Genomic DNA, 25,843 nt, shown 5'->3' with positions numbered 1-25,843 from the left:
CGGCACTCCCGAAAAGGGAAAAAAAGACGAAAAATAGGCTTAAATACGCTATTTTTTATCTTTTTTTTTTATTAAATAATGACTATAGCAACGACAAGCAGAACGAGTTTATCGTAAATTCCGTCCATTGGAATAATATGAAATCCCTTGAGCCAAAATTTTTGGATATACTCATACCACCTTACTGCAACCGAAGTTTGTTTTTAGCATACTATGAGCATGTGAATCGACGAGAGTATAATATCTACGGAAATCAACAAAGAACATTTAGATTCTAAAAAAACCTGAGATTTTAATATTCCGTCATTTTCATCTTCGAAGCCTGGAAGTTGGGTCGCTGTATATGCTTCATATCTTTAAAAAACTGTAAAAATCATTTATCGGTAATTGTCATGAATCGGTTGAAACAAATCTTCTTGAGTAGTCCGAACAACGGAAAAATGGTCAACATTGTAATGACCATGAAGTATTTCATTGTGATGATTTATTATCTTTTCGGCCGATAAGGTTGAAGAATCTGTCGTCGAATGCCCATCCTCAACTAAAGTAACATCAAAATGATTAACTGTTGCAGTTCTAACCGCCGTGTCAATACAGTGTTCTGTTTTACATCCCATGATAACAAGATGTTCAATCTCGTTGTCCTTTAAAAAGCCCATTAATGGCGTTCCATAAAACGAATTTGTAGCCGCTTTATCAAAGATTGTTGCTGTGGCAGGCACTTTTACGTTTGGGTGTATTTGGAATCCTTGACCTTTGCCGTCAGCAACATCTTTATCCCTTATAAAGACGATTAAAGCATGTGATTCTAGTGCTTGATTAATTACCAAATTAACGTGATCTAACAATGCTTCTTTATTAAACACACTTTTTTCTTCATTGTTGCCATCCACTAATTCTTGTTGTACATCAATTATAAGTAAAGCTTGTTTCAATATAAAAACTCCTTTTCATTATAAATTTTACCCTGGCCCCCAAACTTTTCTTCCATTTTATTCTTCATAATAACGCCCCCTTTAACTTTTGAACTTATTTTGTTATAACCATAAAAATCTCTTTTTCAACCTAGTATCCTATGTAACTTTTTTCCTTTTGTTATTCCACAAAAGGAATACATGACTGACGTTTTTAAACAACTTTATTATGATTTAAAGGACTTTATTGTCACTCAATATATACTTTTCAACTTAGAGCAGCATAAAAATAGTATAAACACACAATACAGCTATCTGCCCCTATCAAGACATAAGTGAGATCCCCCTGGATCAGCAAAATACCGGGGAATATGTGTTATTTTTCCCCCAGTAAAAATCCGTTAAATAAGCGACCGCCATACGATGATAATACTTGATCTGTAAATTTAACGATCTTGTTTTTATTGCCCGTTTTATAAAAATGATCAAATGCTTCTACAAACTCATTCGTGATTTGCTTATCAAAATTCCGTAATGATCGGACAACCCATTTAGAAGATCCAAGCCATCCCCATTCGTTCGGAGCCATTCTTTTATTCGCATCCATTTGCTACACCTCTGGTTCACTATAAAATGGTTTAAAAATACTAGACAAACATTGTATAAACGCTCAATACAGCTATCGCTCCAAGAACTACAACAATGACATTAGCACCTAAAAAGGCAATCAGAAAAGCGGCCGCTGCCCCTATCAAGCCATACGTGATATCCTCCTGGATCAGCAAAATGCCGGGAAAAATCAGTGCACCCAGTGTGGCGTGAGGAATATTTTTCAAAACCCCTTGTAAAAAAGGCGGCATTTCCTTCCCTTTAAATAAGACAAAAGGAAGCAGCCGGGGAATATAGGTTACCACTGCCATGCCAATGATGATCCAAATGACTGTACTATCCAACGCTGCGGCCCCCTTTCTTCTGCTTCGTATATCCGATTAATTCAATTAAGAATGATGATATCAATGTCGATAGTACGATTGACCAGCCGCTGCTCATCGCTTCCGTAAACGTAAAAACACTATTAAAGCAAGCTGCTACGGCAGCCAGATAAACAACCTTCTTCGCACCCTTCATCGACGGTGCAAGCAATCCGATAAACATGGCATATAAAGCGACGGACATACTTTCCTGAAGGGTCTGAGGCAAACCCGCCCCAAAGAGGTGCCCAAGTCCCGAGCAGATGACCCAGCTCGAGTAGGCCATCAATATCAAACCGAACATATAACCCGCCGTCACCGTATCCGGCCTTGTTGCCGCAACCGAAAACGTTTCATCGGTTAAACCAAATGCATATGCCGCCTTTTTCAGGAGGCTATCTTCTTCGTCACTCTTTTCATTAAGAGCCGTAGACATTAAAAAATGACGGATATTCACAATAAATGTTGCAAGAATAATTTCAAAGGCACCTGTTCCCAGTGCCAATAAATTCAGTGCTATGTACTGCGAGGCTCCGGCAAATACAATGAGGCTCATTAATACGGTTTCAGTCATCGTCAAACCGGTTGTTTTCGCCAAAAGTCCATATGTCAAAGCGATAGGGGCATAACCTATGGCAATGCTGATTCCCGCCTGAAGGCCCTGCTTGAATTGCGGAGCCTCTCCTTCTAATGCTGTGACTGCCACCGTTCTTTCCCCCTTTAAATCATCGTTCCTTATATTTTCTTAAAATACTGACATTTTTTCAACTAATTTTTCAAAATACGAAAGAATTTAATTTAACTTATGGATTGTTAATAGGTAAATGAAGAGCTTGGTGTGGTTGTCAGGGAAAAGAAGATTCTCTAAAAGGGGATGATCAAAACTTTCCGATTGGCGAGTCTTTTTTAGAGGCATTAAGCATCATTGTACAGGCAGATAGGAAAAGTTCATCATTTACTATCTGCACATAGTAACCATCATGTTATCATAATGGTTTATGTGGGGGTTCCTTCGTCGATCTGCTTTTTCTGTTCTTCCTCATCGATCCTTTCATCAAGGCGGATGATGCTTTGTTCCGCTCTTTCAAAATCGATCTTGCGATAATGATGCAGGCCGCCCTCTTCCTCATCCTTTTCATCGGCCCATTTTACGATTTGCTGCAGCTTTGTGCGAACAATATCATTCGTCGGAAGAAAAGAATCGGTATGAAACAAAATTGCAAGCGAAATCGTTTTTGCTTTAACCGGATTTTCTCCAAGGCGGATTAAGAGCTTGTGGGCTCTTTCGGCACCTTTGATTGCATGGATGTCATTCTGTTTATAAAGATCGTAATCCCATTTGCCGTTCCGATACCAGGTGAAATGCCCCATATCATGAAGCAGTCCCGCTTTTGCGGCAATATCAACATCCTCTCCCTGTGCTTTTGCCATGTTAAAGGCATGATAAGAAACGGCCAGCGCGTGGGCCATCCCGGATCGGTTCAAATATTTTTGGGTGATGTGATGTCTAAAAATCTCCAGCAAGCTAACATCTCTCATCATATCTCTCCTCTAATAAATATTTTTCCAAATATGATACCTTGAAAATATGCGCATATCAATAAAGAAAATTTGCTGATTCGCGATTGTAAGGAGGAGATTAACCGTAGTGGCCCTTATGCAAGTAAGAAAGTTTTATGCAATACTTGGCTGCAAAAAAACTCCGGTAAAGGAGTCTTTTGTTAGGTACAACTATTTTATCCAAACTGCCCGGATTTAATGACCGGTGAATTCCGGTGGTGTTTTCTCAAAAAATGCTGCTAAGCCTTTCTCTCTATCTTCAGTCGTAACTGTTTTTATAAATCCGAGTTTCTCTAACTTTAAACCAGTCCGAAGATCTGTCTTCATCCCATGTTTCACAACAAACTTTGCTTGTTGCACGGCGATTGGTGCGTTATCCAAAATTAGATACGCAAGGTGAAAAGCCTCTTCCTCAAGCTCATTATTGGAAACAACTTTAGTCACAATCCCGTACTGATAAGCCTCCAATGAAGTGATTCTTTTAGCTGACAATATCAATTCCAAGGCCCGTGACTCTCCGATCAGCCGCGGCAGTCTCTGGGTTCCTCCGGCTCCAGGTATTAAGCCGAGCTTTGTTTCCGGAAGCCCAAGCAGCGTTTGGTCCACGATTATACGCAGGTCACAGGCCAACGCCAATTCAAACCCCGCCCCAAATGCATACCCATTTATCGCCGCAATCGTTGGCTGAGGCAAGTCTTCAATGGCATCGAACAACTCGCCAAGCTTCCTTGACGCTTGTACTAACTTTGATGGTGATTGAAAATCAGGATCCTTAATATCTGCCCCTGCACAAAAAGCCCTATCTCCACTACCGCTTATAATGACCACACTCACCTGTGGGTTAATTGAAATATCTCTCACAACATTACTGAGTCGCTCAATAGTTGTGGAGTTTAGTGAGTTTAATGCCTCCTCGCGATTGAGCGTGACATATGCGATTTTTGAACGTACTTCATATAAGATGGAGGGCATGGTTACCACTTCCTTCCAATTTTTTCTTGCTGTCTTACTTTACTGAGTCTTTTCCCGTTTTCAGTAAAGTGTAAGCCACAAAACGCAAAATTCCCTCAGTTTATAAATCTTTATCCTAAGGAACGTATAAACTTTGTTTCGTAGTCTTTTGAGGTTTTTCTGCATTCAACAAGGGAATATAAGACTTAATCAAAACAATTAAGGGGGGAGTCTTTTGAAGGATCTATTAGTCTTGTTAAAACAAGGGAATAAGTCGGCCTTGATAGCTGCCTTAGTGAATGCCGTGATTGCTGTAATAAAGGGAGGCACCTATGTATTGACGGGCAATGTAGCCATGTTTGCGGAAACAATGCATAGTATAGGAGATTCAGCTAACCAATTTTTTGTTTTTACCGGTTCTGCCTTGAGCAAAAAGGCACCAACTGATCGCTTTCCGGGTGGTTTCGGACGTTTAGTGCATCTTGTACTCCTCGGTGCTGTATTGATTGTCGGCATCATGTCCTATGAGACGATTATCGAAGGATACCATCACATCATTCATCCGGTAGAATCTGAGGGATTCCTTCTCAATGTGTTGGTCTTAGGGACAGCAGTAATCTTAGAAGCATTTGTCCTCTATAAGGCGATGAAAGAGCTTCTTCATGATGCCGGAGTTGAAGCCAAAGGACTTGAAATCATTCCTAAAAGTTTTGCCAGCTTTAAAAAAGGAAAACCCGCTACCAAACTCGTATTCTTGGAGGATATCGTCGCAACACTTGGAGGGCTTCTCGCCATAATGGCCATTATCATTTCTAAATTCACCCCCTTCCATGAGGCAGAAGGGATCGCCTCCATCTTAATCGGAGTCATGATGTTTTTTGTAGTCGGTAAGGTATTCCTTGATAATGCAGCGGGTGTCCTTGGAGAAGCGGATGAATATATGGAACAAAAAATCGGCGACATAGCGATGAAAGATTCGGGAGTAAAGGACATCCAGATGGTAACCGTATTAAAAGAAGGAGAGGACCTTCATGTTGAATTAGAGATTGAAATAGACCCGAACTTGACCATCGCCGAAGCGGATAACATAAAAGACAGGCTGGAAGAAAGGATTATGGCTGAAAAAGGTGTTACCGAGGTGACGATTGAATTCGATGAAGATGACGGAGTAACGAAGTGGAGCTCTGTTAAAGATCAACAATTTACCGAAGAAAAAAAGGCGAGAGAATGAGTCTCCCGCCTTTTGAATGAATTGTTTAATTCTGGAGCACTTGAGCTTTTAGTGAACGCCTTAAAATTTTACCTGTTGTATTTTTCGGTAGCTCGTCTATGAACTCAATGCTCTTCGGCACTTTGTATTTTGCAAGATGATCCCGACAATAAGTCAGCAAATCCGCTTCAGTAAGCGCGTCGTTTTTTTTCACGGCAAATGCTTGTACCACTTCTCCCTGATTCGGATCAGGCACGCCAATTACAGCAGCTTCCACAATATCCGGATGAGCAAATAATACTTCTTCCACTTCACGAGGGTAGACATTGTAACCGCCTACAATAATCAATTCTTTTTTGCGGTCGACGATGTAGAAATAGCCTTCTTCATCCATTCGTGCTAAATCACCAGTGTAAAGCCAGCCGTTTTTCAACGTCGCAGCTGTTTCTTCAGGAAGCTTATAATACCCCTTCATTACATTCGGCCCTTTGACAATCAGTTCACCAACCTCATTAATCGGAACCTCTTCGCCCATTTCATTAACAACTTTGTTCTCGACGTTTTGAATGTTCCTCCCGATTGAACCTGGTTTTCGTGGGCGGTCAAGTGGATTAAAGGTTGTTACAGGGGATGCTTCAGATAAACCGTACCCTTCTGAAACAAACACATTGAATTTTTGCTCGAACGCTTTCAATAACGCAACTGGAAGTGATGCGCCTCCTGAAATAGATAGTCTTAGTGACTTAAAGTCTTCCGGATTTCCATCAGGGAATTGCTGGAGGAAGTTATACATGGTCGGTACCCCCGCAAACACCGTCGCTTCATATTTTTTCACAAGCCTGAAAATCTCTTGGGGGCTGAATTTAGGAACGACAATCAATGTACCTCCCCTCATGAGAGGTGCGTTAAATACAACTGTCAAACAGAACACATGAAACATTGGCAATGTCGTGACAACGCGGTCATCTTCTGTGATTTTTAAATAATCGCCAACATCATTTGCATTAGAATAAAGATTTTTATGTGTCAGCATGGCCCCTTTTGGTTTTCCGGTTGTTCCAGAGGTATACAGGATGACCGCGGTATCTTCTTCATCAACAGCCGGACCGGTAAAACTCAAGTCTCCGGTAGCAACCATACTTGTAAACGATTTCATTTTGGGATAAATAGAAAGCTTGCTGATATCCGCTTCGCCTTTTTCCTGCTGCGTCTCGCAAATCACCATATGCTCGACGCTCGGCAGCATCGGATTCAATTTTTCTAACAGCGGAACCAGAAGATCCAATGCGATGACCACCTTTACATCGCCATTATTCAGGATATAACCAATTTCGTCTGGAGTATAAATCGGATTGACCGGTATAACGGTGGCACCTGCTCTTAAAGCCCCATACATCCCAATGATGAAATGCGGTGAATTTCCTAAAAGCAATGCAACGTGATCCCCTTTTGAAACACCAAGCTTATGTAAGCCATCTGCAAACTTTGTGACCGCCCCATCCAATTCCCCATAAGATGTTGCCTGGTCCATGAAGTAATAAGCTGGTTTTCCAGCAATTCTCACTGCTGTTTCATGAAGTTGTTCTGTAATATTCAAACATTCCTACCTCCCCTATTGAATTTTATGAATGAGTAATCATTCATTTTCTAAATTACAATATTCAAAATATATTATATTAAAAGAAAATAAAGGTAGCAACATTTTGTGACTAAGTTGTTGAAAAAACTCTGGATTTCAAGCACAAATTTCATTTATCGAGCAGAAAATCCCCATAATCGAGCACAATTTCAAATCAACGAACAGAAAACCCCATAATCGAACACAGATTTAAATTCCAAATATAAATTAACCGCCTGTTGTCAAAACAGGCGGCCTCTTTTAATAAATCAATCCAACTATTTCTTCTTTTGTTACATCACCAAAATAATGTTTAACATCCACATTTGCAAGCGTTTTTTCAATCGATTCTTTTTCATAACGAATGCCTTTTAGTTTTTCCTCGATATCATTTACATCCCCGACCCCAAAGAAATCACCGTAGATTTTACAATTTTCGATGGTGCCCTTGTTTACTTCAAGACGGATATCAATCGATCCAACAGGGAATCGATGCGAATGCTGGAGGTTGAATTTCGGCGATTTTCCATAGTTCCAGTCCCAGTTTTGATATCTCTCTTTTGAAAGCTGATGAATATTCACCCAATCTTGTTCTGTGAGAACATATTCCGGGATCTCTTCGTTATCTTCAAAAATGTTTCTCAAAAGCAGCGACCTAAATTGCTCGATAATCAGCGGCTCTTTAAGAAATTCTGATATATTCGTCACTCGGCTTCTAATGGACTTAATTCCTTTTGATTCAATCTTATCCTTTCTGACCTTCAATGCAGAAACTACGTGCTCCATTTCTGAATTGAACAGCAGCGTTCCGTGGCTGAACATCCGGCCTTTTGTTGAAAATTGTGCGTTTCCGGAAATCTTCTTTCCTTCTGCCAAAATATCATTCCGGCCGCTCAGTTCTGCGTTTACGCCAAGCTTTTTAAGCGCCTTGATAACCGGTTCGGTGAACTTCTGAAAGTTATGAAAGCTCTCCCCATCATCCTTAGTGATAAAGCTGAAATTAAGATTACCTGTGTCATGGTATACAGCACCACCACCGGAAAGGCGGCGGACAACCTTAATGCCGTTCTGCTCTACATAATCGGTATTGATTTCTTCAACCGTGTTTTGATTTTTCCCGATAATAATAGATGGTTCATTTATATAAAATAATAAATACGTTTCATTAATGTCCAGGTTTTTCAACGCATATTCTTCGATTGCCAGATTAATCTGCGGGTCTGTAATTCCTTTGTTATCGATAAATAACATGTTAACGTTCCTCCTATAATCGCTTTCCGGTTTAACACAAATTTTCTATAACTGAAACTCCATTGCGTTCCTTGCGACGGCAATTTCGCGCTTAAAGCTTTCCCCTGCTTCCTTTTTCAGCTGTGTATGATCACCATAATGAGGAAGATGGGTCAGGAGTAAAAGCTGCACATCCGCTTTTTCAGCTATTTTCCCAGCCTCTCTTCCGGTCATATGCCCAGGGCCGGAACCGTCCATATCGCCATAAAAATTACTCTCGCACAGCAACACATTAGCATTACTTGCGAAGTCGGCAAGTTCTTCCATATAGGCACTGTCTCCGGTATAGACAATAACTTGTCCTCCCGCTTCAATTCTCATCGCAAAACAAGGAACAGGATGCTTGGTACGTAGAAAGGTTAATGTAAGTGGTCCGATTTGCAGGGGTTCATCTTCCGAATAAGCCATTCCATGGGTAATGTCCTTATAAGTAAGCTTTTCAAACTCGGCCACATCCATTGTATGACCATAGATCGGAATGTTTGTCTTCGAGCCATTGAGTATGCTCTGTATTAATACAGCATGCTGCAGCACACCGATATCTGCTACATGATCTGGATGGTAATGCGTTAAGACAACTGCATCCAATTCTTCCGGTTTCATATGGTTTTGTAGCTGTGAAAGTACTCCGCTGCCACAGTCCAGGAGGATCCGATAATTCTCATATTCGATTAAATAGCCGGAGCTTGCCTCATTCTTCGCCGGATATCCTCCCCAGCACCCAATCACCGTTATCTTCATACTTACACTCTCCTTATACAGTATCAATCAGTTACTCATAGCATAAATCATTGTAATCATTATTTCATCTTTTTGAAATTTGTTATAAAACATATGTTGACAAAAATTATCTGTTATAATACAATGAAATTAAGTTAATAATATTCAGAAAATTTAATGGAGGTTGATTAATATGATTCAAAGCAGTGTTGAATTTTTCAAGAACTTACCGGCCAAGCAATGTTCAGAGTGTGGCCACAAAATCGAAGAACAGCACGAATGTTATGGCAGCAAGTGCGATCATTGCCTCCATTCATCAGTCAATTAATTTTTAATACCGTGTTCACCTTCTGCTTTTCATAAAAGCAGATGCTTCCATAAGATGCGTTCCTTATCTCACAAGCGCATCCATTCAAAAACCAGCCGCTTGAATGAGCGACTGGTCTTTTTTTATCAATTATTTTACTAATCTATGTTCAGAGAAGAATAGACTTAAGTTTCAATTATTTCTAAGTGGCCTTTTAATTGTTCACGTATGTAATCCGGGATTCGTTCTGAATTTTTAAGTTGAAAGTTATAATTGACATATGCCGAAGATCCCTTTGCGCACAAAATGTCATCCTGATAAATTTCTTCTTTAATCGTAAAGCTGGAATTTCCGAGGCGTTCAATCCATGTTTTAACCATAACTTCCCTACCATAAAAAATTTCATGTGTGAAATCAATATTCATATTGACGAGAAGCAGCTTCCAATCTTTAAATTGCATGCTCGGAGTAAATAGCTTGAAAATTTCATCGCGGCCTGCCTCGAACCAAATTGGAATCGTAGTATTATTGATATGTCCCGCACCGTCTGTTTCTGAAATGCGCGGCTGAATGGTTGTTAAAAACATGATCATTCCCCCAGTCTTTATTCAATCCACTTTTTAGTACTTAATTACATTATATAATAATTTCCTTTTTCGTTCTAATATGGAAAAAAACTGCCCAAAAATCATTGGACAGTTTCTTTTTCGCGTAAGATTTGATTTTTTTTCAGGAATTGAACAACGTCTTCTACAGCTCTTTCAGCTTGGTCAATACAGTCAGGCAGCCCAATTCCTTCAAATGAACCACCTGCCAGAAATACCCCGGGCAATTCTTTCATGACATCATTTTTCACGCTCTCGATTCGCTGCTTATGTCCCACTGTATATTGCGGCATGGAATCTTTCCAGCGTGTGACGATAGAGAAATCAGGCCTGTCGGTAATCGACATGGTCTTGTTTAAGTCTTCGAGAACGATTTTGATAATTTCCTCATCCGACAAATCGACGATCGTTTCATCACCGGCACGTCCGACATAGCAACGAAGTAAAACCTTACCATCAGGTGTGGAATGCGGCCACTTTTTATGCGTCCATGTACAGGCTGTAATCGTATAGTCACTGTTTCGCGAAACGACAAAGCCCGTGCCATCAATATCCTGTTTGATGGCTGAAGCTTCAAACGCCATCGCCACGGTAGCGACGCTCGTTGCTGACATTTCTTTAAGCGGTGCAAAAAACGGATAGCGTGAGAACATTGCGGAAATCGCTTGATGTGGGGCAGAAGCGATGATAGCATCGGTGTAGATTACTTCCCCGTTGTTTAAATCAAGTTTATACTGCTTACCTTCATGAACAATATCCTCGACACGAACCCCTTTTAAGACTGACCCTGGGACTAAATGCTGTTCAATCGCATCTATGAAAGATTGAAGGCCGGTAGTAAAGGTCAGGAAATTACCTTTTTTCGATGCATTTTTTGGTGCTTTCGGCGTTGTCTTCTTCATTCCGACAATTAAACTGCGATGCTCCTGTTCTACCTGATAAAATTGCGGGAATGTCGACATCAGACTTAATCGGTCGATATCACCGGCATATATTCCGGACAACAAAGGCTCGATTAAGTTTTCCAGCACTTCATTGCCAAGACGGCGGCGGAAGAATTCACCGAGTGACTGGTCTCCTTTTTTATCAGAACGCGGAAGGACAAAATCAGCAGCTGCCCTAAATTTGCCAAATGGGCTAAATAGACCGGTTGTTACAAAAGGGCCTATCTCAGTCGGGATCCCCATAATCGAACCTCCAGGCATTGGGTGAAGGTGACCTTTTACAAGGACATATGATTTACCGGCAGTATTATAAGCAAGCTTATCTTCCATCCCTATTTCCTTCGCAAGCCGGGATGCACTCGCCTTTCGGGCAACGAATGAATCCGGTCCCTTCTCAATGACAAAACCGTCACGGACCGCTGTTTGCACTTTTCCGCCTAGACGGGGTGAAGCTTCGATTAATACTACATCGTAGGGCAGATTTTCTTCCCTGGCTTTCTTCTGAAGGTAAAAAGCAGAAGCTAATCCGGTGATGCCTCCTCCGATAACGGCTATCTTCTGTTTTGGTTGACTCACGGTTCATCGCCTTCTTTTTTGATTTATAAAGTGAAACTTCCATCGGTGGGGGTTTAGTTCATCCCCCAACCGATGGTTAGTTGAACCAATCGGACTTTTACGGGCAGTGTTCCCCCACTGATCCTTGTTTTCCATCCAAGTCTTGAAGTGGGGTCTTACTACCCGTTAAAGCGGGATAAAAATTTGCCTATATCAGATCATTTCATCACTGACATAGGCTTCACATTATTGTTTATCAATTTTTTTCAGGACAATTGTGGACAGGGCATCAATAAATGCCGGGTTGGCATTGGGCATATCCGGGCGGTAATAAGCTGCGCCTACTTCATCTGTAACCACTTTGCATTCATAATCATTGTCGTAAAGCACTTCCAGATGCTCGGCAACGAAACCGACAGGAATATAAATGAAAGCTTTATATCCTTTTTCCTTGTACAGGTCTCTTGTCAAGTCCTGGACGTCAGGTCCCAACCATGGTTCAGGTGTCTGGCCAGCACTTTGCCAGCCAATCGCGTAGTTTTTCACGCCTGCGCCTTCAACAATCATTTCGGCTGTTTCCTTAAGCTGATTCGGATACGGATCCCCGGATTGGAGGATTTTTTCCGGTAGGCTGTGGGCGGAAACAATCAAGACGGAATCTTCTCTTTCGGCTTCCGGCATCTTCGCATACGTTTCCTTTAATTGATCGACCCAGTACTGAATAAATTTTGGTTCATCATACCAGCTTTCAACCGAAGTAATTTGCAGACCGCCTAATTTCTCAGCTTCTTCTTGTGCCCGCCCGTTGTAAGACTTGACACTGAATGTTGAAAAGTGCGGAGCCAATACAATACTTACAGCTTCGGTAATTCCGTCTTCATGCATTTGTTTCACCGCATCTTCGACGAACGGCTCAATATGCTTCAATCCAAGATAAGCCTTGAACTCAATATCATCCTGCATTTCATTCAAGCGTTTTTCCAGCTCTTCTGCCTGGTTCTTTGTTATTTTAGCCAATGGGGAAATCCCACCGATTGCTTCATATCTGTTTCTCAGATCGAGTAGCTGCTCGTCGCTAGGTCTTCTCCCGTGACGGATATGTGTGTAATAACGTTCGATATCTTCTTCTTTATACGGTGTACCATAAGCCATGACAAGCAGGCCCATTTTCTTTCTTGACATTAACTCGCACCTCGTTTGGAGAATTTCTTCTATATTATTGTGCATAAGAAGGATGTTTTATTGCAAACAGTCCGCTCAGGTAAAATTATCTTTTGCTTGCGGAGTATTCGTGAATGAAAGCAGTCAGCCGCTTTAATGTCTCCGGGTTAACCTCAGGGAAGACGCCATGGCCCAGGTTGAAAATATACCCCGGTTGTTCCATGCCCATATCGAGAATTTTTTTTGCTCTCTCTTCAATTACATCCCATGAAGACAACAAAATGGCAGGGTCGAGATTTCCTTGAACCGTTTTGTCAATTCCCATTTTGCGCGCCTCAGAAATCGGCAGCCTCCAATCAAGACCGACTACATCGAGCGGAAGGTCATTCCATTCAAGTGCCAGGTGGCTCGCACCTACACCGAACATTATCAACGGGACATTTTCTTCTCTTAAGGAAGAAAAAATCCGATTCATGACAGGCTTGATAAACGTGCGGTAATCCTCCACATTCAACGCGCCTACCCAGGAATCAAAAATCTGGATCGCTTTTGCACCCGCTTTGATTTGTGATTTCACATATGTAATGACTGTATCGCCGAGCTTGTCCATCAACGCAAACCATGCTTCTGGTTCCGTATACATAAACGCCTTCGTTTTGTTATAGTTTTTCGACGGTCCGCCTTCAATCATATAAGAAGCAATCGTGAACGGGGCCCCGGAAAAACCGATGAGAGGAACGGATAACTGCTCGGTCGTTAACAATTTGATCGTCTCAAGCACATAAGGAATATCCTCTTCCGGGGACAATTCACCTAGTTTCTCCACATCGCTTAGGGAACGAATCGGATTGTCAATGACAGGGCCGATCCCTGTTTTAATTTCCACATCAACGCCGATTGCCGGTAGCGGAGTCATGATATCTTTATAAAGGATTGCCGCATCGACATCATATTGTTCAACCGGAAGCCTGGTCACATATGCACATAGTTCCGGCTGGTGCGTAATCTCAAATAAAGAATACTTTTCTTTTATAGCGCGGTATTCCGGCTGCGACCTCCCTGCCTGCCGCATATACCATACTGGCACATGGCCAGTGGCCTGCCCTCTCGCAGCCTTTAAAAATGTATCGTTAAAAACCTTAGACATTCATATCCACCTTTCAGAAGAAAAGCGCAGGCGCCTTACAGTATGGAAGAACGACTAAGATCGCCACGTCCTGTGGCAACGTCGTTCTGATCCACATCCTGTGGGCCCCCGACAAGCATAAGACGAACCGCGAGGAGGCAGTTCTCCAGCCACCACAGTGGTTTGGTCGACTAAAATCGCCACGTCCTGTGGCGACGTCGGCACTAGCACGTCCTGTGCGTCGAGGCTAGGCGCTGTAGCTAGACACCTTTCTAAGTTTAAAATTTTAATTTCTTTTAAATAAAAAATCCAATTCATAATTATATCCTTACATAGGATAGCATGCAGACCATATTTTTCAAATATATTCTGTTTTACTATAGCCTTTTCTCCTAAAGATGTATAGAAAACAGCGCAAATTGTCAAAAAATCGCCGTTTTTTATCCAGTCTGGTTTACCTTATTCGGAAAAGAGGAAAAACTAAGACTATATAGGGTAAAATATAATTGTAGATTTAATAAAAGAGGTGAAAAAATGAATATCTATCTGACAACCGGAACCAGTGAGTTTTTAAAAATCAAAAAAGAAAAGCACCCCAACGAAAAAATGTTCTTAATGCAAAATGCCGAGAATTCCCTTCTTCTTCATGAAACAAACGAAAAAACCGTTTTTAATTCCCCGCGCAAATTTGAAGTCATCGATTCAAAAGGAGAAATCCAAGAGGAAGGCTTTGTTGTCATGAATAACATTCCTGTTACAGATGAAGATCGCCCAGCATTCGAATTCCGTTTTAAAAACAGGGTGGGTTTAATCGAAAAGGAACCCGGTTTCATTGCCGTCCGCGTGCTTCGTCCGATAAATTCTGACACCTATGTGATTTTCACGCAGTGGGAAAGCCAAATAGCCTTTAAAAACTGGCAAACCTCCAGTTCCTTTCAAGAGGCTCACAAAAAACCGGCCAGTGAAAACGTAGATTTCAACAAAAAAATCTTCTCAGGCTCCTCCTATATCACACAGTATTCCTTGTCTGCTGACGAAGAAAAATAAAATATTCAAGAAATAAGCGGCTCATTCTTTCAACTGAATGAGCCGCTTATTTTTTCTCTTCCTTCTTCTCACTAAACTCTGGCAGCCGTCATATTCTGTAATAAGAGTGGGCATTTGTCTATCCTTTTATCTGAGAGGAGGAAGCGGGATGGGAGTCGAATTATTGGCCCTCCATTGGATTTACGTACTGTTTATTGTGTTAATTATCGGTTTTATGGTGATGCGCCGCGATACGACATTGGTCTGCATTATCGGGATTTTCACCTTGGCGATTACCGCTACCGGTAGCTTTTCGGGCTCGATCAGCGGCATTTTCAACAGTTTTATCTATGCGATTACTGAATTGTTACCGACAATCCTCGTTATATCGATCATCGTTGCCATGAGCCGCGTTTTAACCAAGACTGGAATCAATGATGCAATGATTTCTCCTTTCGCAAAATTCATTCGCACACCGGCCCTCGCTTATTGGGTGATCGGGATCTTAATGATGGTTATTTCCTGGTTTTTCTGGCCGTCTCCTGCCGTTGCCCTTTTAGGTGCGGTGCTCCTTCCGGTTGCGATACGAGTCGGCCTTCCAGCTTTAGGTGTTGCCATGGCAATGAACCTGTTCGGCCACGGAATTGCATTATCAGGGGATTTTATTATACAGGCCGCTCCAAAATTAACCGCAGACGCCGCTTCTCTGCCAGTTGGCGATGTCATAACTGCAAGCATACCGCTTGTAATAACGATGGGGCTCGTCACGACAGTCACGGCCTTTTTATTCTTAAAACGGGACATGAAACGTGGAAAACTACAGGATATGCCTTTCTCCGAGATAAAGGAAACGGACACCGATGTAGATCACTCACTATTATCATCAGGAAAAAAGAAATTCTTTGCCTTTCTCATACCTCTTGCCTTTGCACTTGATGTAGCGGCGATGCTAACGTTAAATCTTCAGGGTGGAGATGCTACCGCATTGATCGGGGGCACTTCCGTCTTTATCTTGCTGATTCTCTCCCTCACCGCCCACAACCATCACGGATTGGAAAAGGCGACGGGTTATTTAATCGAAGGATTTCAGTTCGGGTTTAAAGTATTCGGGCCTGTCATCCCGATTGCGGCTTTCTTTTATTTAGGCGATGCCGGATTCACGAAAATCATCGGTGAGTATTTGCCAGAAGCTTCACAAGGGATCGTCAATGACCTCGGTGTGGCCTTGGCCCATTCCGTCCCATTAACCAAGGAAATTGCAGCAGTGACCTTAACCTCTATCGGCGCAATAACAGGGTTGGATGGATCCGGATTTTCCGGGATTTCCCTTGCCGGATCGGTTGCAAACCTGTTCTCAACAGAAATGGACGGCGGAGCTGCTACACTAACAGCATTAGGGCAGATTTCCGCAATTTGGGTCGGAGGAGGGACAATTATTCCATGGGCTCTTATTCCTGCAGCAGCTATATGTAATGTCGATCCGTTTGAACTGGCGAGACGAAATATCCTGCCAGTAACAATTGGGCTGGTGGTCACGACGATTGTGGCGATGTTTTTAATCTAATGGAAATAATGCCGGCTGCGCTGGACACATGCTAGCTGTTCATCCTGCTCGGCCGGCAAAGTAAGGTTTTGTTTAAATGAGCTGTGGTTTCGTTCAAATCACTTCAAATTTCGTTTGAATCATCGTTATTTTCGTTTGAATGGACCGAATTTCCGTTCAAATCAATTTATCAAATTGATAATTTGTAAATTACTGTAAAATACTCACACTGAAAACCTATTAAATTAAGCATAAATAGGCTACTTCCCCTTCATTCATAACAATTCACCGTCAAAACCTCTAAAAGTCAGTCTTCTCACCCCTATATGCTATAATTATTACAATATTTCCACAATTAAGCGATAAGGGGGTCTTGCTGTCATGATCAATCAATTATATATGCTTCTTGAAGAATCTTTTGACGAAATGGTTTCAATTCGCCGCTACCTTCATCAGCATCCGGAATTATCATTTAAGGAGACAAAAACAGCAGCGTATATAGCTGAATTTTACAACGCGCTTGGAATAGAAATCCGTACGGGAGTTGGCGGGAATGGTGTGGTTGCCAGAATCCAAGGTTCAAAGCCCGGGAAAACGGTGGCGTTACGAGCCGATTTTGACGCGTTGCCGATCCAGGATGAAAAGGATGTTCCATATAAATCTACAATTCCCGGAGTCATGCACGCATGCGGACATGACGGCCACACCGCTACCCTCCTCATGCTCGCAAAGGCCATGCATGAATTAAAGAACGAACTGGAAGGTGAATATGTTTTCATCCATCAGCATGCTGAAGAATATGCTCCTGGAGGGGCAAAGCCGATGATTGAAGATGGCTGTCTTGACGGGGTTGATGTAATCTTCGGGACCCACTTATGGGCGACAGCCCCAACCGGCACAATCCAATACCGCTTCGGTCCGTTCATGGCGGCAGCCGATCGATTTGAAATCCAAATCCAGGGCAGGGGCTGACACGGCGCTCAGCCACATAAAACAAACGATGCGATTGTAACAGCATCTCAGCTCGTCATTGCTCTTCAACAAATTGTCAGCCGCAGAGTCAGCCCAATCGATTCCGCTGTCGTGACTGTAGCTTCGTTTGTAGCGGAAAATGCTTTCAATATCATTGCTGATAAAGTAAGGCTGGTTGGAACCGTTCGGACCTTTAAAGAAGATGTACAGGATTTTATTGCAGCGGAAATTGAAAAAATAGTGGCTGGCATCTGCATGGCAGCCAACTGTTCATATGAATATGAGTATTTCCGCGGCTATCCGGCCGTGATACCTCATAATGAAGAAACAAAACATGTGATTGAAAGTGCGAAGATGGTCGATGAAGTTACGGCCATCGAAGAAATAGAACCTGAAATGGGCGGAGAAGACTTCGCTTACTATCTGCAGAAGGTCAAAGGCACTTTTTTCTTTACCGGTGCACTGGCGGATGGAGTCGAAATTATTTATCCGCACCATCATCCCAAGTTTGACTTTGACGAGAAAGCAATGCTAATTGCAGCGAAAACGTTAGGAACAGCAGCGATTACTTATCAAAAGAAAAATGCGAACACAGCGAAGGTTAATGGTTAAACAAATGCCAGGTGTTAAAAGAGGAGAAGGTATGACTTATCAAGACCTAAATTATAAAAATCCTTAAAAAAAGGAGAGCACATATTAGTCATGTATAATATGTGCTCTCCTTTTTATTCAATTAAAGCGCCCTATTGTGGAAGATCATTATTGAACTAACGCTTTACTTCAAGTACATTATTTCACAAAGTTAATATTAATAAATGATAATGGAATGCGCAGTATCCTTGTACTGCGCAGCTGGAAAGTTGTTCTTCTTTAAGATAAGCGCCCTACAGATCAAAAAGAGATAGTGGGTTAATCCTTTACATCTTCCTTGCATATTTCACTAACTAGCTGCCATAACGCGTTGTTTTCTTTATTTTTCGGTCCAAGCCTATTACAATTTTCATATTGAGGCTTTGAATTCCTTTATTTTTTGCATTAAACCCTAATAAATTTTTCAGAGGTAACTAATTATTATGTCGTTTGTTAACTTCAATCGTAATGAACTCCGGCAAATAGCTGGGAGTACATCCTTTTGCTACTATTTCATCTTTGTAAAGACCCGTTTTCTCACCAAGTTTAATACAACGTGCACGATTCTTTTCATCATAAACGCCTATCCAGCCTGCGGTGAAATTCATAGCCCATTGAACTTCCGGTTCTTCCTGCGTAATATTAGCTTCTAATGCAGATAGCAAGTCTGCGGTGTTATCAGGCGGTGTTTGTCCAGTCCATCTCAATCGCCCTTGATAATACCAGAAAGCTCTCCTTTGAAGAGCAAAAGGACTATTTTCCCATGACTCCATCAATGCAATTTTCTTCTTGTCTTTGGTGAGCTGATTAGCCATTAACCAATCCATTAAGTTATTTCGCTCATCAAAAGTGTGAGTCTGCATATCCTTATCAAGCTTATTTAGCACATCTTGTGAAAGAAATTTTTTGTCCATAATTAAGATTGCTAATAGTCTGGGCAAAAACTCTTCGGTTGACCAAAGTTCCATAGCTAGTTCGTGATCTTTTTTAATGTCCTTCGCGATTTTTCGTAAGTCGCCTAGCTTAGTTTTATTATTGATCTGAGGTAGAATGTTTTCTGCTTTTGAAGAGCGTTTTATTTCTGTATCTTTTTTTTCATCCATTTTATACAACTCCTTTATTAAAGCACTGTTTCATAATATGTCCTTGACGGGATATATCAACCATCCACCGAGGGTAAGTAATAGGGATGGCTGTTAATACAAACTGAGAAATGTTAAAAATTGTTATTCCCTATAAAAAGGAATGCAAATCCCCAGGAGGCACCACAATAACCATAATACCGAATAAAATCCCAAGTAGTAACGACATAAATGGCCCTCTCGCCAAAGCTATTGCCTTCTGGCGTTTATCTAAATTTCCCCCAATCAATCCAAACAGGGATCATGATAAATTTATATTTTTGAAGAGTTGCAATTGTTGACGTTTTTAAATTGACCATTTGTCCTACAAGTAATCATATTTATGTACAACTTTTCCGCAAGATGAATTATAATGATATCCGGTATTTTCTATATTATTATTAATAGTATTTTTGTACAATAAGTATTGTTGGGAAATTTTTAAAATATTTATTTTATAAGGAATATTCGTATTATTTATGTACAAAACATTATTGCACAGTTTTATGGAGATAGCTGAAACTTGATGGAATTAGACTGACCCTTTATAAAAGTAATGGGGAGGTTAAACTGTATACCCGACATAAAAATGATGTAACTAATAAGTTTAAAGAGTTACTAACAATTGATATTCCAAATGGAACTGTTTTATCAAGACCTAAATTATTAAAAGCCTAAAAAATAAAGGAGAATACATATTAGACGTGTCTAATATGTATTCTCCTTTTTATTCAATTAAAGCGCCCTTTAATGGAATAACCTGATATGGCCTCATGCTTAGGATCGATTAATTGTCTTCTTCTATCGCACCCCGTTAGCTTAAAAGTAAAAATCATTATTATTCAACTATTTTGTTCTCTGTTCCATTTAGAATTCTCTGTATATTTTGTCTATGAAGAATGATTACTGATCCGCTTATTAGTATAGAAAGTGCTATGATAACTTTATCTTCAAATATTAGACTATAAATGAATAATGCTATACTAGCCAACATTGAACTGAGTGATACATACTTAGAAATTAACAAAGTTAACAAAAACACAACAAAACCAGCAAAAACACCTGAAGGCGTTAAAAACAAGAAAACTCCTGTTGATGTCGCAACAGCTTTTCCGCCTTTAAACCTAGCAAAAACAGAAAATATGTGTCCTAATATGGCTAATAAACCACATAAAATAGGGTTAACCGTAGTACTAAGTATTAGGGGAAGTAAACAAGCAAATGTACCTTTTAATATATCAGCAATTGCAACAATCACTCCTGCTTTTATGCCTAAAATTCTATAAGTATTAGTTGCCCCAAGATTACCACTACCGTAACCACGAATATCTTTCTTATAAAACATTTTACCGATAACTAAAGCAAATGAGATTGAGCCAATTAAATAACTTAAAATCAGAGTTAAAATGTTCATGATAATATTATCTCCTCACTTAGTTTGTTAATGAAAGTATTTCTATTTATTGTACATATTTTCCTGCAATCCTTCTTACGTTAACTCTGCTCCTTTAGTTTAAGTACATTTGTTCACAATCTTACGCCAATTTTAAAATAAATATCCAGTTTTATTTAGAAGGTCTTATTCAATTAAATGGCCCGATACAAAAAGACACGCATTTATCTATGCGTGCGTCGATTTCGATTAAATATTATTTTTAGTAGCTTTCAAAAATATTTACTATAAAAATCATGTCTTAACTTTCCGCTAAGCTGCGCATATATTTTTGTAGTCTCACTCTTCTCATGACCAAGTAAGCTTTGAATTACTTCAAGAGGTGCTCCGTTGTTGATCATGTGAGTCGCATAACTATGTCGTAATTGATGCGGATGAATCCCCTTTTTTTTCCCGCACGACTTGATATGCGCTTGATGATATATCTTATAAGGTCGATACTCATACGTCTTTTAGGTTTTCTTTCGGTGATAAAAAGGCATGGATCCTCATCATCTCGTTCGTCTAAGTATCTATTTAACCACATTGAGCAGCGAGTATTGAAGTACACTTCTCTTTCCTTATCGCCTTTTCCATGTACAATAACAGAATTTGTAGAGAAGTTAATATCATCTCGGTTGAGTTTTACGACTTCTCCAACCGACAACCGGTAGGATAAATAAATTCAAATAATGCATTTTCCTTACAGGTTTGGCACGCTTCCCTAAGATGTTCTATTTCAAGTTCTGAAAGGAATTTTGGGATTCTTTTGCCCAACTTTGGTTCCTTTAATTTAGTAGCTGGATTCTTGGAAATGAAACCTTCATCATATGTCCATTTGAAAAGTGATCGAATACAACGAACCCGATGCCCTAGACTAGACGGTTTTAAATGTTCTCCCATTTCAATTAAATAGCTTTTGAGTTTCTCTGTTGTAAATTCATTCATATCAATATCGCCAAAAAATCTTAATAACAGATTATATTGAAAGCAATAGGTTTTCAATGTTCGAGCTGAATATCCCTCAATCTTTTTATCTAATGCCTGTTTTCTAAAATATGGTGGTTTATGAATAATAAAACAAAGGCTTGTGGGATTTTATGTTAATATATAGATTAAGGTTTTGTTCAATTAAAGGGCAGTTATACAGAATAAGAGGATGTTAAATTTAATACACGAAAGTGCCATTTATTTGAGTATCTTCGTCGGGAAAGTTTGTTTATTAGATGTGTTGAAAATTTAAATAAAAGGTGATGCTAATATGTCTATAGGGATTATTTCCTTAATAACTTTTGTTATATGGTTTGTAGCAATTCAAGAGTTTTTAAAACCTGAAAAAAATCAGAGTAACCGAAAAATAATTACTTTAACATCTGCAGGTTCCTTGCTAACATTAGTTCTGACCATTTCACTTTTTCAAAATTTCAATTTTTAAAACGGAATTTCATTTCAGCAATAGAGGAGCTTTAATGGAATGAGACTATAAAAACATTCCGAAAAACAGTTTCGTTATAGCGAAACTGTTTTGTATGTATAAAGTAATTTTTCCTCGGCTTCCTAGAAGCGTAATTTAGGCAGCCCTAAGTTCTCCACTGGTTGTATAATTTGATTTTCTGCACCTTCCCAATAGAAGCGAAGTAATTTGCTCCCCATACGGCAACTTCTTGTTAAGTTGAAGGAACGGAACCAATATAGATAATTATCTACCCATCGTGTAGAGGACCCCGTGAAACCTATCTAACCACTAAAAATCCTTTTTATATTGGACGGCCATGTAAATTCCACCAGCTAAAAATGCCAGCGTATATTTGAACAAGAAAAAGATGTTCCACATATAGTCTTTAGGAAAAATCATGTCACATAGAATAATTGCCCACAGCACACAGTAACTGCTTTTCAAAAAGATTTTATTTGTCCGTTCGTCGTCTTGCCCAATCTTCTTATAAAATACATAGGCAAAAATCGCACTAGCCATAAGCAGTAAAAAACCAACTCCAATGAGAATATTCCAATTTCCCGTAGATTGTTCAGCCCAGCACTTTAAAGGGTGAAAAATTGCGTCATGGATATCTGAGATAAACTTAATTTTCATTTTGATCATTTCCTTTCACATAAGTAAAAATATCGTTTACATCAACATTAAAAAAATCGGCAATTCGAAATGCCAACAGCAGAGTCGGAACATAATTTCCTTTTTCCATTACGAAGATGGTTTGTTTGGAAACCCCGACTTTCTCTGCTAAATCTTGCTGAGACATTCTGGCAAGTACACGATATTCATAAACCTTATTTGATATCGAATCACCAAAATCTTTTTTCACGACCATCACCTCTTGAATCAAATTATAAACTCACTTTATATAAAAGTAAAGTAAACTTATACAAAAGTATCAAGTACCTTTAAGTTTGCTTAGATTACTTTGAATTAACAAGAGCCAGAATGCAGAAAGAACCTGACGAAATTCATGATTTCGTCAGGTTCACATATCAATCTGGTGTAATGTATGGTTTTTGGTGGTGCATTTTATGATATTCAGTGGTGCAAAAAACGGTTAGAGTGGTGCAGCGGGTGATAATATTCAATTTAGGTTAAACGCTCCCATCTGCTACATATATATTACAGCGTAGCACAATTTCAATATCCCTTTAAATACTTTTGTTTTTGTTGTTACTCGACAATCTGGGCCCATAACAAAAATAAGCACATCCCTTGTTTGAGAAATGCGCCCGATTGCGGAATATTGAAAAACTTGAAAGCTGCAAAATAGTTCCCCAGTTATATTAATAAAGCACCCATTAGTTTAAGAACAATGCTTCACAATCTTTTAATCCGATCCTTCATATTTTAATAAAAGTCGATTTCATTTTTTATTTGCTCAAGTAACTCTTTTGGATTCCAGTCTATACCGATTAGATATTTCCCTTTTAAATTAGTTCCAACAATAAGTTCATCTTTTTCAAGACTAGGTAACCAACGGTTAACGAAATCTATAAAGGATATTTCTAATATGTGGTATTTTTTGTAAAAATCCACGCTTTTGATAAATTCTTGAGTCCTTAATTCTGATGACCAAAATGGCATTGATTTTTCTCCATCACTAATGGTGGTTGGGAAACCTTTTTCATTTTCAATTGTCCATACTTTTTGGTGAACAATAATCTCAATTATAAAACTAACTCCATAATATTCGTCTATTAACTTTCTACTTTCATTCTCAGCTTCAACCTCGGCTTTTTCCTCGTCAAAATTAGGGTCTATAAGCCATTGCTGATAATGGATTAATTCGTGAGCCATAGTATTTAAAATGGAGCATATTGCGTTTTCTTCCCCTATTTCAGATACTAAGTCTTCAAAATCGCCTGTTGCAACCCTAATGTAAGGTTCTACATTTCTTTCAAAAGGACCAAAAAATGTTGCACTAACCAATTCTTTGGAATCTATTGTTTTTATTTGTTTAGCTGGTTTTAGGTAAACTACAACCCTTATTGGAAATTCCATATATAGCCGCAACCATTTTGCAAAATTTAAACAAGCTTGTTTTACTTTTGAATTAACACCTTGTTCACATCTTACTCTTAAACCTGAACGTGGGTACTGTATATTTGTCATAATATCTAAATCCTTTATCCATTTTCATAATAAATTCGTCCATCAATCCAATAACTCCTTCTTGAACTAACCTGCCCGTTACTTTAAGTACAATCCTTCACAATTTCTAATTATTATAACATAAATATCCAATTTAACGAGAGTGTTATTCCATTAAATGGCCCTTTAATTGAATAAGTCAAAAGAAACCCCTATTTTAATACAGGGATTTATCGAACTTTGTTTTAAATTATCGAACTCTTTTACAAATTATCAAACTTTCTTTTAAATCTACAGCTGGATTTATAGAAACTCATAATAAATAAAAACCTGGTCAGTATTCTGACCAGGTTTTTAGATTATAATTGAGTTGTTTAGATGACAATTAAGTTGTTTGGATTACATCTGAGTTGTATAGATCATAACTGAGTTGTCTTAAAACAAGTACTGTTCACGGACATTATTGTTGGTAACTAAGAAATCCTTTAGTATCAAGGAATAACGCTTTTTTATCCAATTTTAAAAAATTTAATGTTGATATTTATAGAAAAAATAGAACTTACCATTATATGAAAGTTGTGTTTTGCATTATTGTCTTATGGAACTAACACACCCTTTAGTTAAGAATCTTCCTCCACAGACTGTTTGTCCACACTGGATCTGCCTCTCTTTGTTCTAAAAACCAATATTGTATATAAAGTAATTCAGCTTTAATAACTGGCAGGAATTTCGAATTGCTTAGTGAATAGATAATTATTGGTTTTGGAATTGAAAGGGGGATATATCTTGTTGTACGAATTAGACATTATTGATGTACTTTGCGAGGATTTAAAACAAAAAGGGTGTAACATTGTAAAAAGAAAAAAAGCATTAAGGCACGAAGGTGCAGATATAATAGCAAAAAAGAACGAAAATGGCTTAAACATCTTCTTTTATATTGAAGTCGTAGGTGGGACAAGCTCAGAACCAACTTCCAAAAAATTCGGGGAACCATTTGATAGCAGTCAGTGTAAAGTCCATGTCTCCGAACTACTTTATGCTTGTTTCGAACATGTTTCTATGCCGAAACAGGAAAATGCTTCATATAGAATCGCAATGGCTTTTGAGGATAACAAACACTACCGTAAACATGTTGAACAAATTAAAAGTGCACTAGAGGAAATGAAAATTGAAATATTATTCATAAATACGGAAAAAGAAATTACTTATAATTAATACTATAGAATTAATCAATAACAAAATAGGTTTTAACAATTAAAGGACCTGAAGTGAACCCAAAAAGTTAGACACTTTATTTAGTTAGGCAGCCTTGAGGGTATGAACTCGGTAATCTACCGGGCACATGCCTTTTCGGCTTACCATTTTGGTACAGTTGCACGATCTGTTTCTTGAAATCTTCAGTCAATGTTCGGCGTTCTCTTTTAGTCATGTAGAATCCCCTCAAATGTATTATCTGAGTCTACTTGACCTTAAAAATCCTGTCCAACTAAGTGTAGCCTATCCATTCAAATAGCTATCAAATTTATTATCGTATAGTTAGTAGAAATTAAACTGGAGGAATGTATGGAGAATATAGGAGTGAGTTCATGTTCAAAACA

General features: G+C 39.3%; 24 protein-coding genes and 3 pseudogenes. 7 read left to right on the top strand and 20 right to left on the bottom strand.

Annotated elements, in window-relative coordinates; all coding sequences use genetic code 11:
* Positions 1 to 377: 377 nt before the first annotated feature.
* From LQ216_RS03195 to LQ216_RS03170, 6 genes are all read right to left on the bottom strand, one after another.
* On the bottom strand, positions 378 to 935 hold the full coding sequence (locus tag LQ216_RS03195; protein ID WP_230126667.1) for an isochorismatase family protein: 558 nt from the start codon (positions 933 to 935) through the stop codon (positions 378 to 380).
* Positions 936 to 1,290: 355 nt separating this feature from the next.
* Positions 1,291 to 1,521 (bottom strand): hypothetical protein, encoded by a 231-nt coding sequence (locus LQ216_RS03190; protein ID WP_230126666.1) that lies wholly within the window; start codon positions 1,519 to 1,521, stop codon positions 1,291 to 1,293.
* A gap of 40 nt (positions 1,522 to 1,561) precedes the next feature.
* A complete protein-coding gene (locus LQ216_RS03185; RefSeq protein ID WP_230126665.1) occupies positions 1,562 to 1,867 on the bottom strand; it encodes an AzlD domain-containing protein in 306 nt (101 codons plus the stop codon).
* Positions 1,860 to 2,591, bottom strand: a complete 732-nt coding sequence (locus tag LQ216_RS03180) for an AzlC family ABC transporter permease (protein ID WP_230126664.1) — start codon at positions 2,589 to 2,591, stop codon at positions 1,860 to 1,862. Before LQ216_RS03180 ends, LQ216_RS03185 begins: the two co-directional genes overlap by 8 nt.
* Positions 2,592 to 2,881: 290 nt before the next feature.
* A complete protein-coding gene (locus LQ216_RS03175; RefSeq protein WP_230126875.1) occupies positions 2,882 to 3,424 on the bottom strand; it encodes an HD domain-containing protein in 543 nt (180 codons plus the stop codon).
* A gap of 216 nt (positions 3,425 to 3,640) precedes the next feature.
* Positions 3,641 to 4,417: an enoyl-CoA hydratase-related protein gene (locus LQ216_RS03170; protein ID WP_230126663.1), complete on the bottom strand. Its 777-nt coding sequence runs from the start codon at positions 4,415 to 4,417 to the stop codon at positions 3,641 to 3,643.
* A gap of 214 nt (positions 4,418 to 4,631) precedes the next feature.
* Between LQ216_RS03170 and LQ216_RS03165 the strand changes: the two genes are divergently transcribed.
* Positions 4,632 to 5,627, top strand: a complete 996-nt coding sequence (locus LQ216_RS03165; protein ID WP_230126662.1) for a cation diffusion facilitator family transporter — start codon at positions 4,632 to 4,634, stop codon at positions 5,625 to 5,627.
* Positions 5,628 to 5,652: 25 nt separating this feature from the next.
* Here the strand turns inward: LQ216_RS03165 and LQ216_RS03160 are convergent, their stop codons facing one another.
* From LQ216_RS03160 to LQ216_RS03150, 3 genes are all read right to left on the bottom strand, one after another.
* Entirely contained in the window at positions 5,653 to 7,203 is a 1,551-nt protein-coding gene (locus LQ216_RS03160) for a fatty acid--CoA ligase family protein (RefSeq protein WP_290369215.1), read from the bottom strand.
* A gap of 282 nt (positions 7,204 to 7,485) precedes the next feature.
* Positions 7,486 to 8,475 carry a lipoate--protein ligase gene (locus LQ216_RS03155; protein ID WP_230126661.1) on the bottom strand — a complete coding sequence of 330 codons (990 nt, stop codon included), beginning with the start codon at positions 8,473 to 8,475 and terminating at the stop codon, positions 7,486 to 7,488.
* 45 nt (positions 8,476 to 8,520) lie between these two features.
* Positions 8,521 to 9,255: an MBL fold metallo-hydrolase gene (locus tag LQ216_RS03150; protein WP_230126660.1), complete on the bottom strand. Its 735-nt coding sequence runs from the start codon at positions 9,253 to 9,255 to the stop codon at positions 8,521 to 8,523.
* 172 nt (positions 9,256 to 9,427) lie between these two features.
* Between LQ216_RS03150 and yhfH the strand changes: the two genes are divergently transcribed.
* Positions 9,428 to 9,562 (top strand): protein YhfH, encoded by a 135-nt coding sequence (yhfH, locus tag LQ216_RS03145; RefSeq protein WP_230126659.1) that lies wholly within the window; start codon positions 9,428 to 9,430, stop codon positions 9,560 to 9,562.
* 164 nt (positions 9,563 to 9,726) lie between these two features.
* On the opposite strand, the gene LQ216_RS03140 is transcribed toward yhfH, so the two are convergent.
* The 4 genes from LQ216_RS03140 to hemE form a co-directional block, all read right to left on the bottom strand.
* Entirely contained in the window at positions 9,727 to 10,128 is a 402-nt protein-coding gene (locus tag LQ216_RS03140; protein WP_230126658.1) for a thioesterase family protein, read from the bottom strand.
* Positions 10,129 to 10,229: 101 nt separating this feature from the next.
* Positions 10,230 to 11,666 (bottom strand): protoporphyrinogen oxidase, encoded by a 1,437-nt coding sequence (gene hemY, locus LQ216_RS03135; RefSeq protein ID WP_230126657.1) that lies wholly within the window; start codon positions 11,664 to 11,666, stop codon positions 10,230 to 10,232.
* Between the two features lie 225 nt (positions 11,667 to 11,891).
* On the bottom strand, positions 11,892 to 12,827 hold the full coding sequence (gene hemH, locus LQ216_RS03130; protein WP_230126656.1) for a ferrochelatase: 936 nt from the start codon (positions 12,825 to 12,827) through the stop codon (positions 11,892 to 11,894).
* Between the two features lie 85 nt (positions 12,828 to 12,912).
* The gene (gene hemE, locus LQ216_RS03125; RefSeq protein ID WP_230126655.1) at positions 12,913 to 13,953 is read right to left on the bottom strand and encodes a uroporphyrinogen decarboxylase; all 1,041 of its coding nucleotides are present in this window, start codon (positions 13,951 to 13,953) and stop codon (positions 12,913 to 12,915) included.
* A gap of 513 nt (positions 13,954 to 14,466) precedes the next feature.
* On the opposite strand from hemE, the gene LQ216_RS03120 reads away from it, so the two are divergent.
* From LQ216_RS03120 to LQ216_RS03110, 3 genes and pseudogenes are all read left to right on the top strand, one after another.
* Complete coding sequence (locus LQ216_RS03120; RefSeq protein ID WP_230126654.1) at positions 14,467 to 14,979, top strand: antibiotic biosynthesis monooxygenase; 513 nt, start codon at positions 14,467 to 14,469, stop codon at positions 14,977 to 14,979.
* 148 nt (positions 14,980 to 15,127) lie between these two features.
* Positions 15,128 to 16,522, top strand: a complete 1,395-nt coding sequence (locus tag LQ216_RS03115; RefSeq protein WP_230126653.1) for a hypothetical protein — start codon at positions 15,128 to 15,130, stop codon at positions 16,520 to 16,522.
* 360 nt (positions 16,523 to 16,882) lie between these two features.
* Positions 16,883 to 18,085 (top strand): annotated as a pseudogene (locus tag LQ216_RS03110) (M20 family metallopeptidase).
* 452 nt (positions 18,086 to 18,537) lie between these two features.
* Here the strand turns inward: LQ216_RS03110 and LQ216_RS03105 are convergent.
* Positions 18,538 to 19,206, bottom strand: coding sequence for a DNA alkylation repair protein (locus tag LQ216_RS03105; protein WP_230126652.1), 669 nt, complete (start codon positions 19,204 to 19,206; stop codon positions 18,538 to 18,540).
* Between the two features lie 534 nt (positions 19,207 to 19,740).
* Here LQ216_RS03105 and LQ216_RS03100 point away from each other — a divergent pair.
* A pseudogene (locus tag LQ216_RS03100) lies at positions 19,741 to 19,875 on the top strand (ATP-dependent DNA ligase); the annotation flags it as partial.
* Positions 19,876 to 20,062: 187 nt separating this feature from the next.
* Here the strand turns inward: LQ216_RS03100 and plsY are convergent.
* The 6 genes and pseudogenes from plsY to LQ216_RS03075 form a co-directional block, all read right to left on the bottom strand.
* On the bottom strand, positions 20,063 to 20,638 hold the full coding sequence (gene plsY / locus LQ216_RS03095) for a glycerol-3-phosphate 1-O-acyltransferase PlsY (RefSeq protein WP_230126651.1): 576 nt from the start codon (positions 20,636 to 20,638) through the stop codon (positions 20,063 to 20,065).
* A 251-nt stretch (positions 20,639 to 20,889) separates the two neighbouring features.
* A pseudogene (locus tag LQ216_RS20455) lies at positions 20,890 to 21,323 on the bottom strand (tyrosine-type recombinase/integrase).
* Positions 21,302 to 21,661 carry a hypothetical protein gene (locus LQ216_RS20450; protein ID WP_354958319.1) on the bottom strand — a complete coding sequence of 120 codons (360 nt, stop codon included), beginning with the start codon at positions 21,659 to 21,661 and terminating at the stop codon, positions 21,302 to 21,304. The pseudogene LQ216_RS20455 and the gene LQ216_RS20450 overlap by 22 nt, the downstream one beginning before the upstream one ends.
* Before the next feature lie 739 nt (positions 21,662 to 22,400).
* A complete protein-coding gene (locus LQ216_RS03085; RefSeq protein WP_230126650.1) occupies positions 22,401 to 22,748 on the bottom strand; it encodes a DUF2178 domain-containing protein in 348 nt (115 codons plus the stop codon).
* Entirely contained in the window at positions 22,738 to 22,983 is a 246-nt protein-coding gene (locus LQ216_RS03080) for a helix-turn-helix transcriptional regulator (protein WP_230126871.1), read from the bottom strand. The genes LQ216_RS03085 and LQ216_RS03080 overlap by 11 nt, the downstream gene beginning before the upstream one ends.
* A 518-nt stretch (positions 22,984 to 23,501) precedes the next feature.
* Positions 23,502 to 24,266: a DUF2750 domain-containing protein gene (locus tag LQ216_RS03075; protein WP_230126649.1), complete on the bottom strand. Its 765-nt coding sequence runs from the start codon at positions 24,264 to 24,266 to the stop codon at positions 23,502 to 23,504.
* Positions 24,267 to 25,031: 765 nt separating this feature from the next.
* Between LQ216_RS03075 and LQ216_RS03070 the strand changes: the two genes are divergently transcribed.
* Positions 25,032 to 25,460 carry a hypothetical protein gene (locus LQ216_RS03070; RefSeq protein ID WP_230126648.1) on the top strand — a complete coding sequence of 143 codons (429 nt, stop codon included), beginning with the start codon at positions 25,032 to 25,034 and terminating at the stop codon, positions 25,458 to 25,460.
* Positions 25,461 to 25,843: the final 383 nt, after the last annotated feature.

The sequence above is a fragment of the Bacillus sp. CECT 9360 genome (assembly GCF_918741275.1).
Lineage (GTDB): Bacteria > Bacillota > Bacilli > Bacillales > DSM-1321 > Peribacillus.
Note: the sequence above shows the minus strand (reverse complement) of the source record. Positions and strands in the feature narration are given on the sequence as shown.

What these genes read in the sequence shown, in the direction of transcription:
- LQ216_RS03190 (WP_230126666.1), bottom strand. Translation starts at nt 1,521, where the DNA reads ATGGATGCGAATAAAAGAATGGCTCCGAACGAATGGGGATGGCTTGGA.
- LQ216_RS03175 (WP_230126875.1), bottom strand. Translation starts at nt 3,424, where the DNA reads ATGAGAGATGTTAGCTTGCTGGAGATTTTTAGACATCACATCACCCAA.
- LQ216_RS03170 (WP_230126663.1), bottom strand. Translation starts at nt 4,417, where the DNA reads ATGCCCTCCATCTTATATGAAGTACGTTCAAAAATCGCATATGTCACG.
- LQ216_RS03155 (WP_230126661.1), bottom strand. Translation starts at nt 8,475, where the DNA reads ATGTTATTTATCGATAACAAAGGAATTACAGACCCGCAGATTAATCTG.
- LQ216_RS03150 (WP_230126660.1), bottom strand. Translation starts at nt 9,255, where the DNA reads ATGAAGATAACGGTGATTGGGTGCTGGGGAGGATATCCGGCGAAGAAT.
- yhfH (WP_230126659.1), top strand. Translation starts at nt 9,428, where the DNA reads ATGATTCAAAGCAGTGTTGAATTTTTCAAGAACTTACCGGCCAAGCAA.
- LQ216_RS03140 (WP_230126658.1), bottom strand. Translation starts at nt 10,128, where the DNA reads ATGTTTTTAACAACCATTCAGCCGCGCATTTCAGAAACAGACGGTGCG.
- hemH (WP_230126656.1), bottom strand. Translation starts at nt 12,827, where the DNA reads ATGTCAAGAAAGAAAATGGGCCTGCTTGTCATGGCTTATGGTACACCG.
- hemE (WP_230126655.1), bottom strand. Translation starts at nt 13,953, where the DNA reads ATGTCTAAGGTTTTTAACGATACATTTTTAAAGGCTGCGAGAGGGCAG.
- LQ216_RS03120 (WP_230126654.1), top strand. Translation starts at nt 14,467, where the DNA reads ATGAATATCTATCTGACAACCGGAACCAGTGAGTTTTTAAAAATCAAA.
- LQ216_RS03115 (WP_230126653.1), top strand. Translation starts at nt 15,128, where the DNA reads ATGGGAGTCGAATTATTGGCCCTCCATTGGATTTACGTACTGTTTATT.
- LQ216_RS03105 (WP_230126652.1), bottom strand. Translation starts at nt 19,206, where the DNA reads ATGGATGAAAAAAAAGATACAGAAATAAAACGCTCTTCAAAAGCAGAA.
- plsY (WP_230126651.1), bottom strand. Translation starts at nt 20,638, where the DNA reads ATGAACATTTTAACTCTGATTTTAAGTTATTTAATTGGCTCAATCTCA.
- LQ216_RS03085 (WP_230126650.1), bottom strand. Translation starts at nt 22,748, where the DNA reads ATGAAAATTAAGTTTATCTCAGATATCCATGACGCAATTTTTCACCCT.
- LQ216_RS03080 (WP_230126871.1), bottom strand. Translation starts at nt 22,983, where the DNA reads ATGGTCGTGAAAAAAGATTTTGGTGATTCGATATCAAATAAGGTTTAT.
- LQ216_RS03075 (WP_230126649.1), bottom strand. Translation starts at nt 24,266, where the DNA reads ATGACAAATATACAGTACCCACGTTCAGGTTTAAGAGTAAGATGTGAA.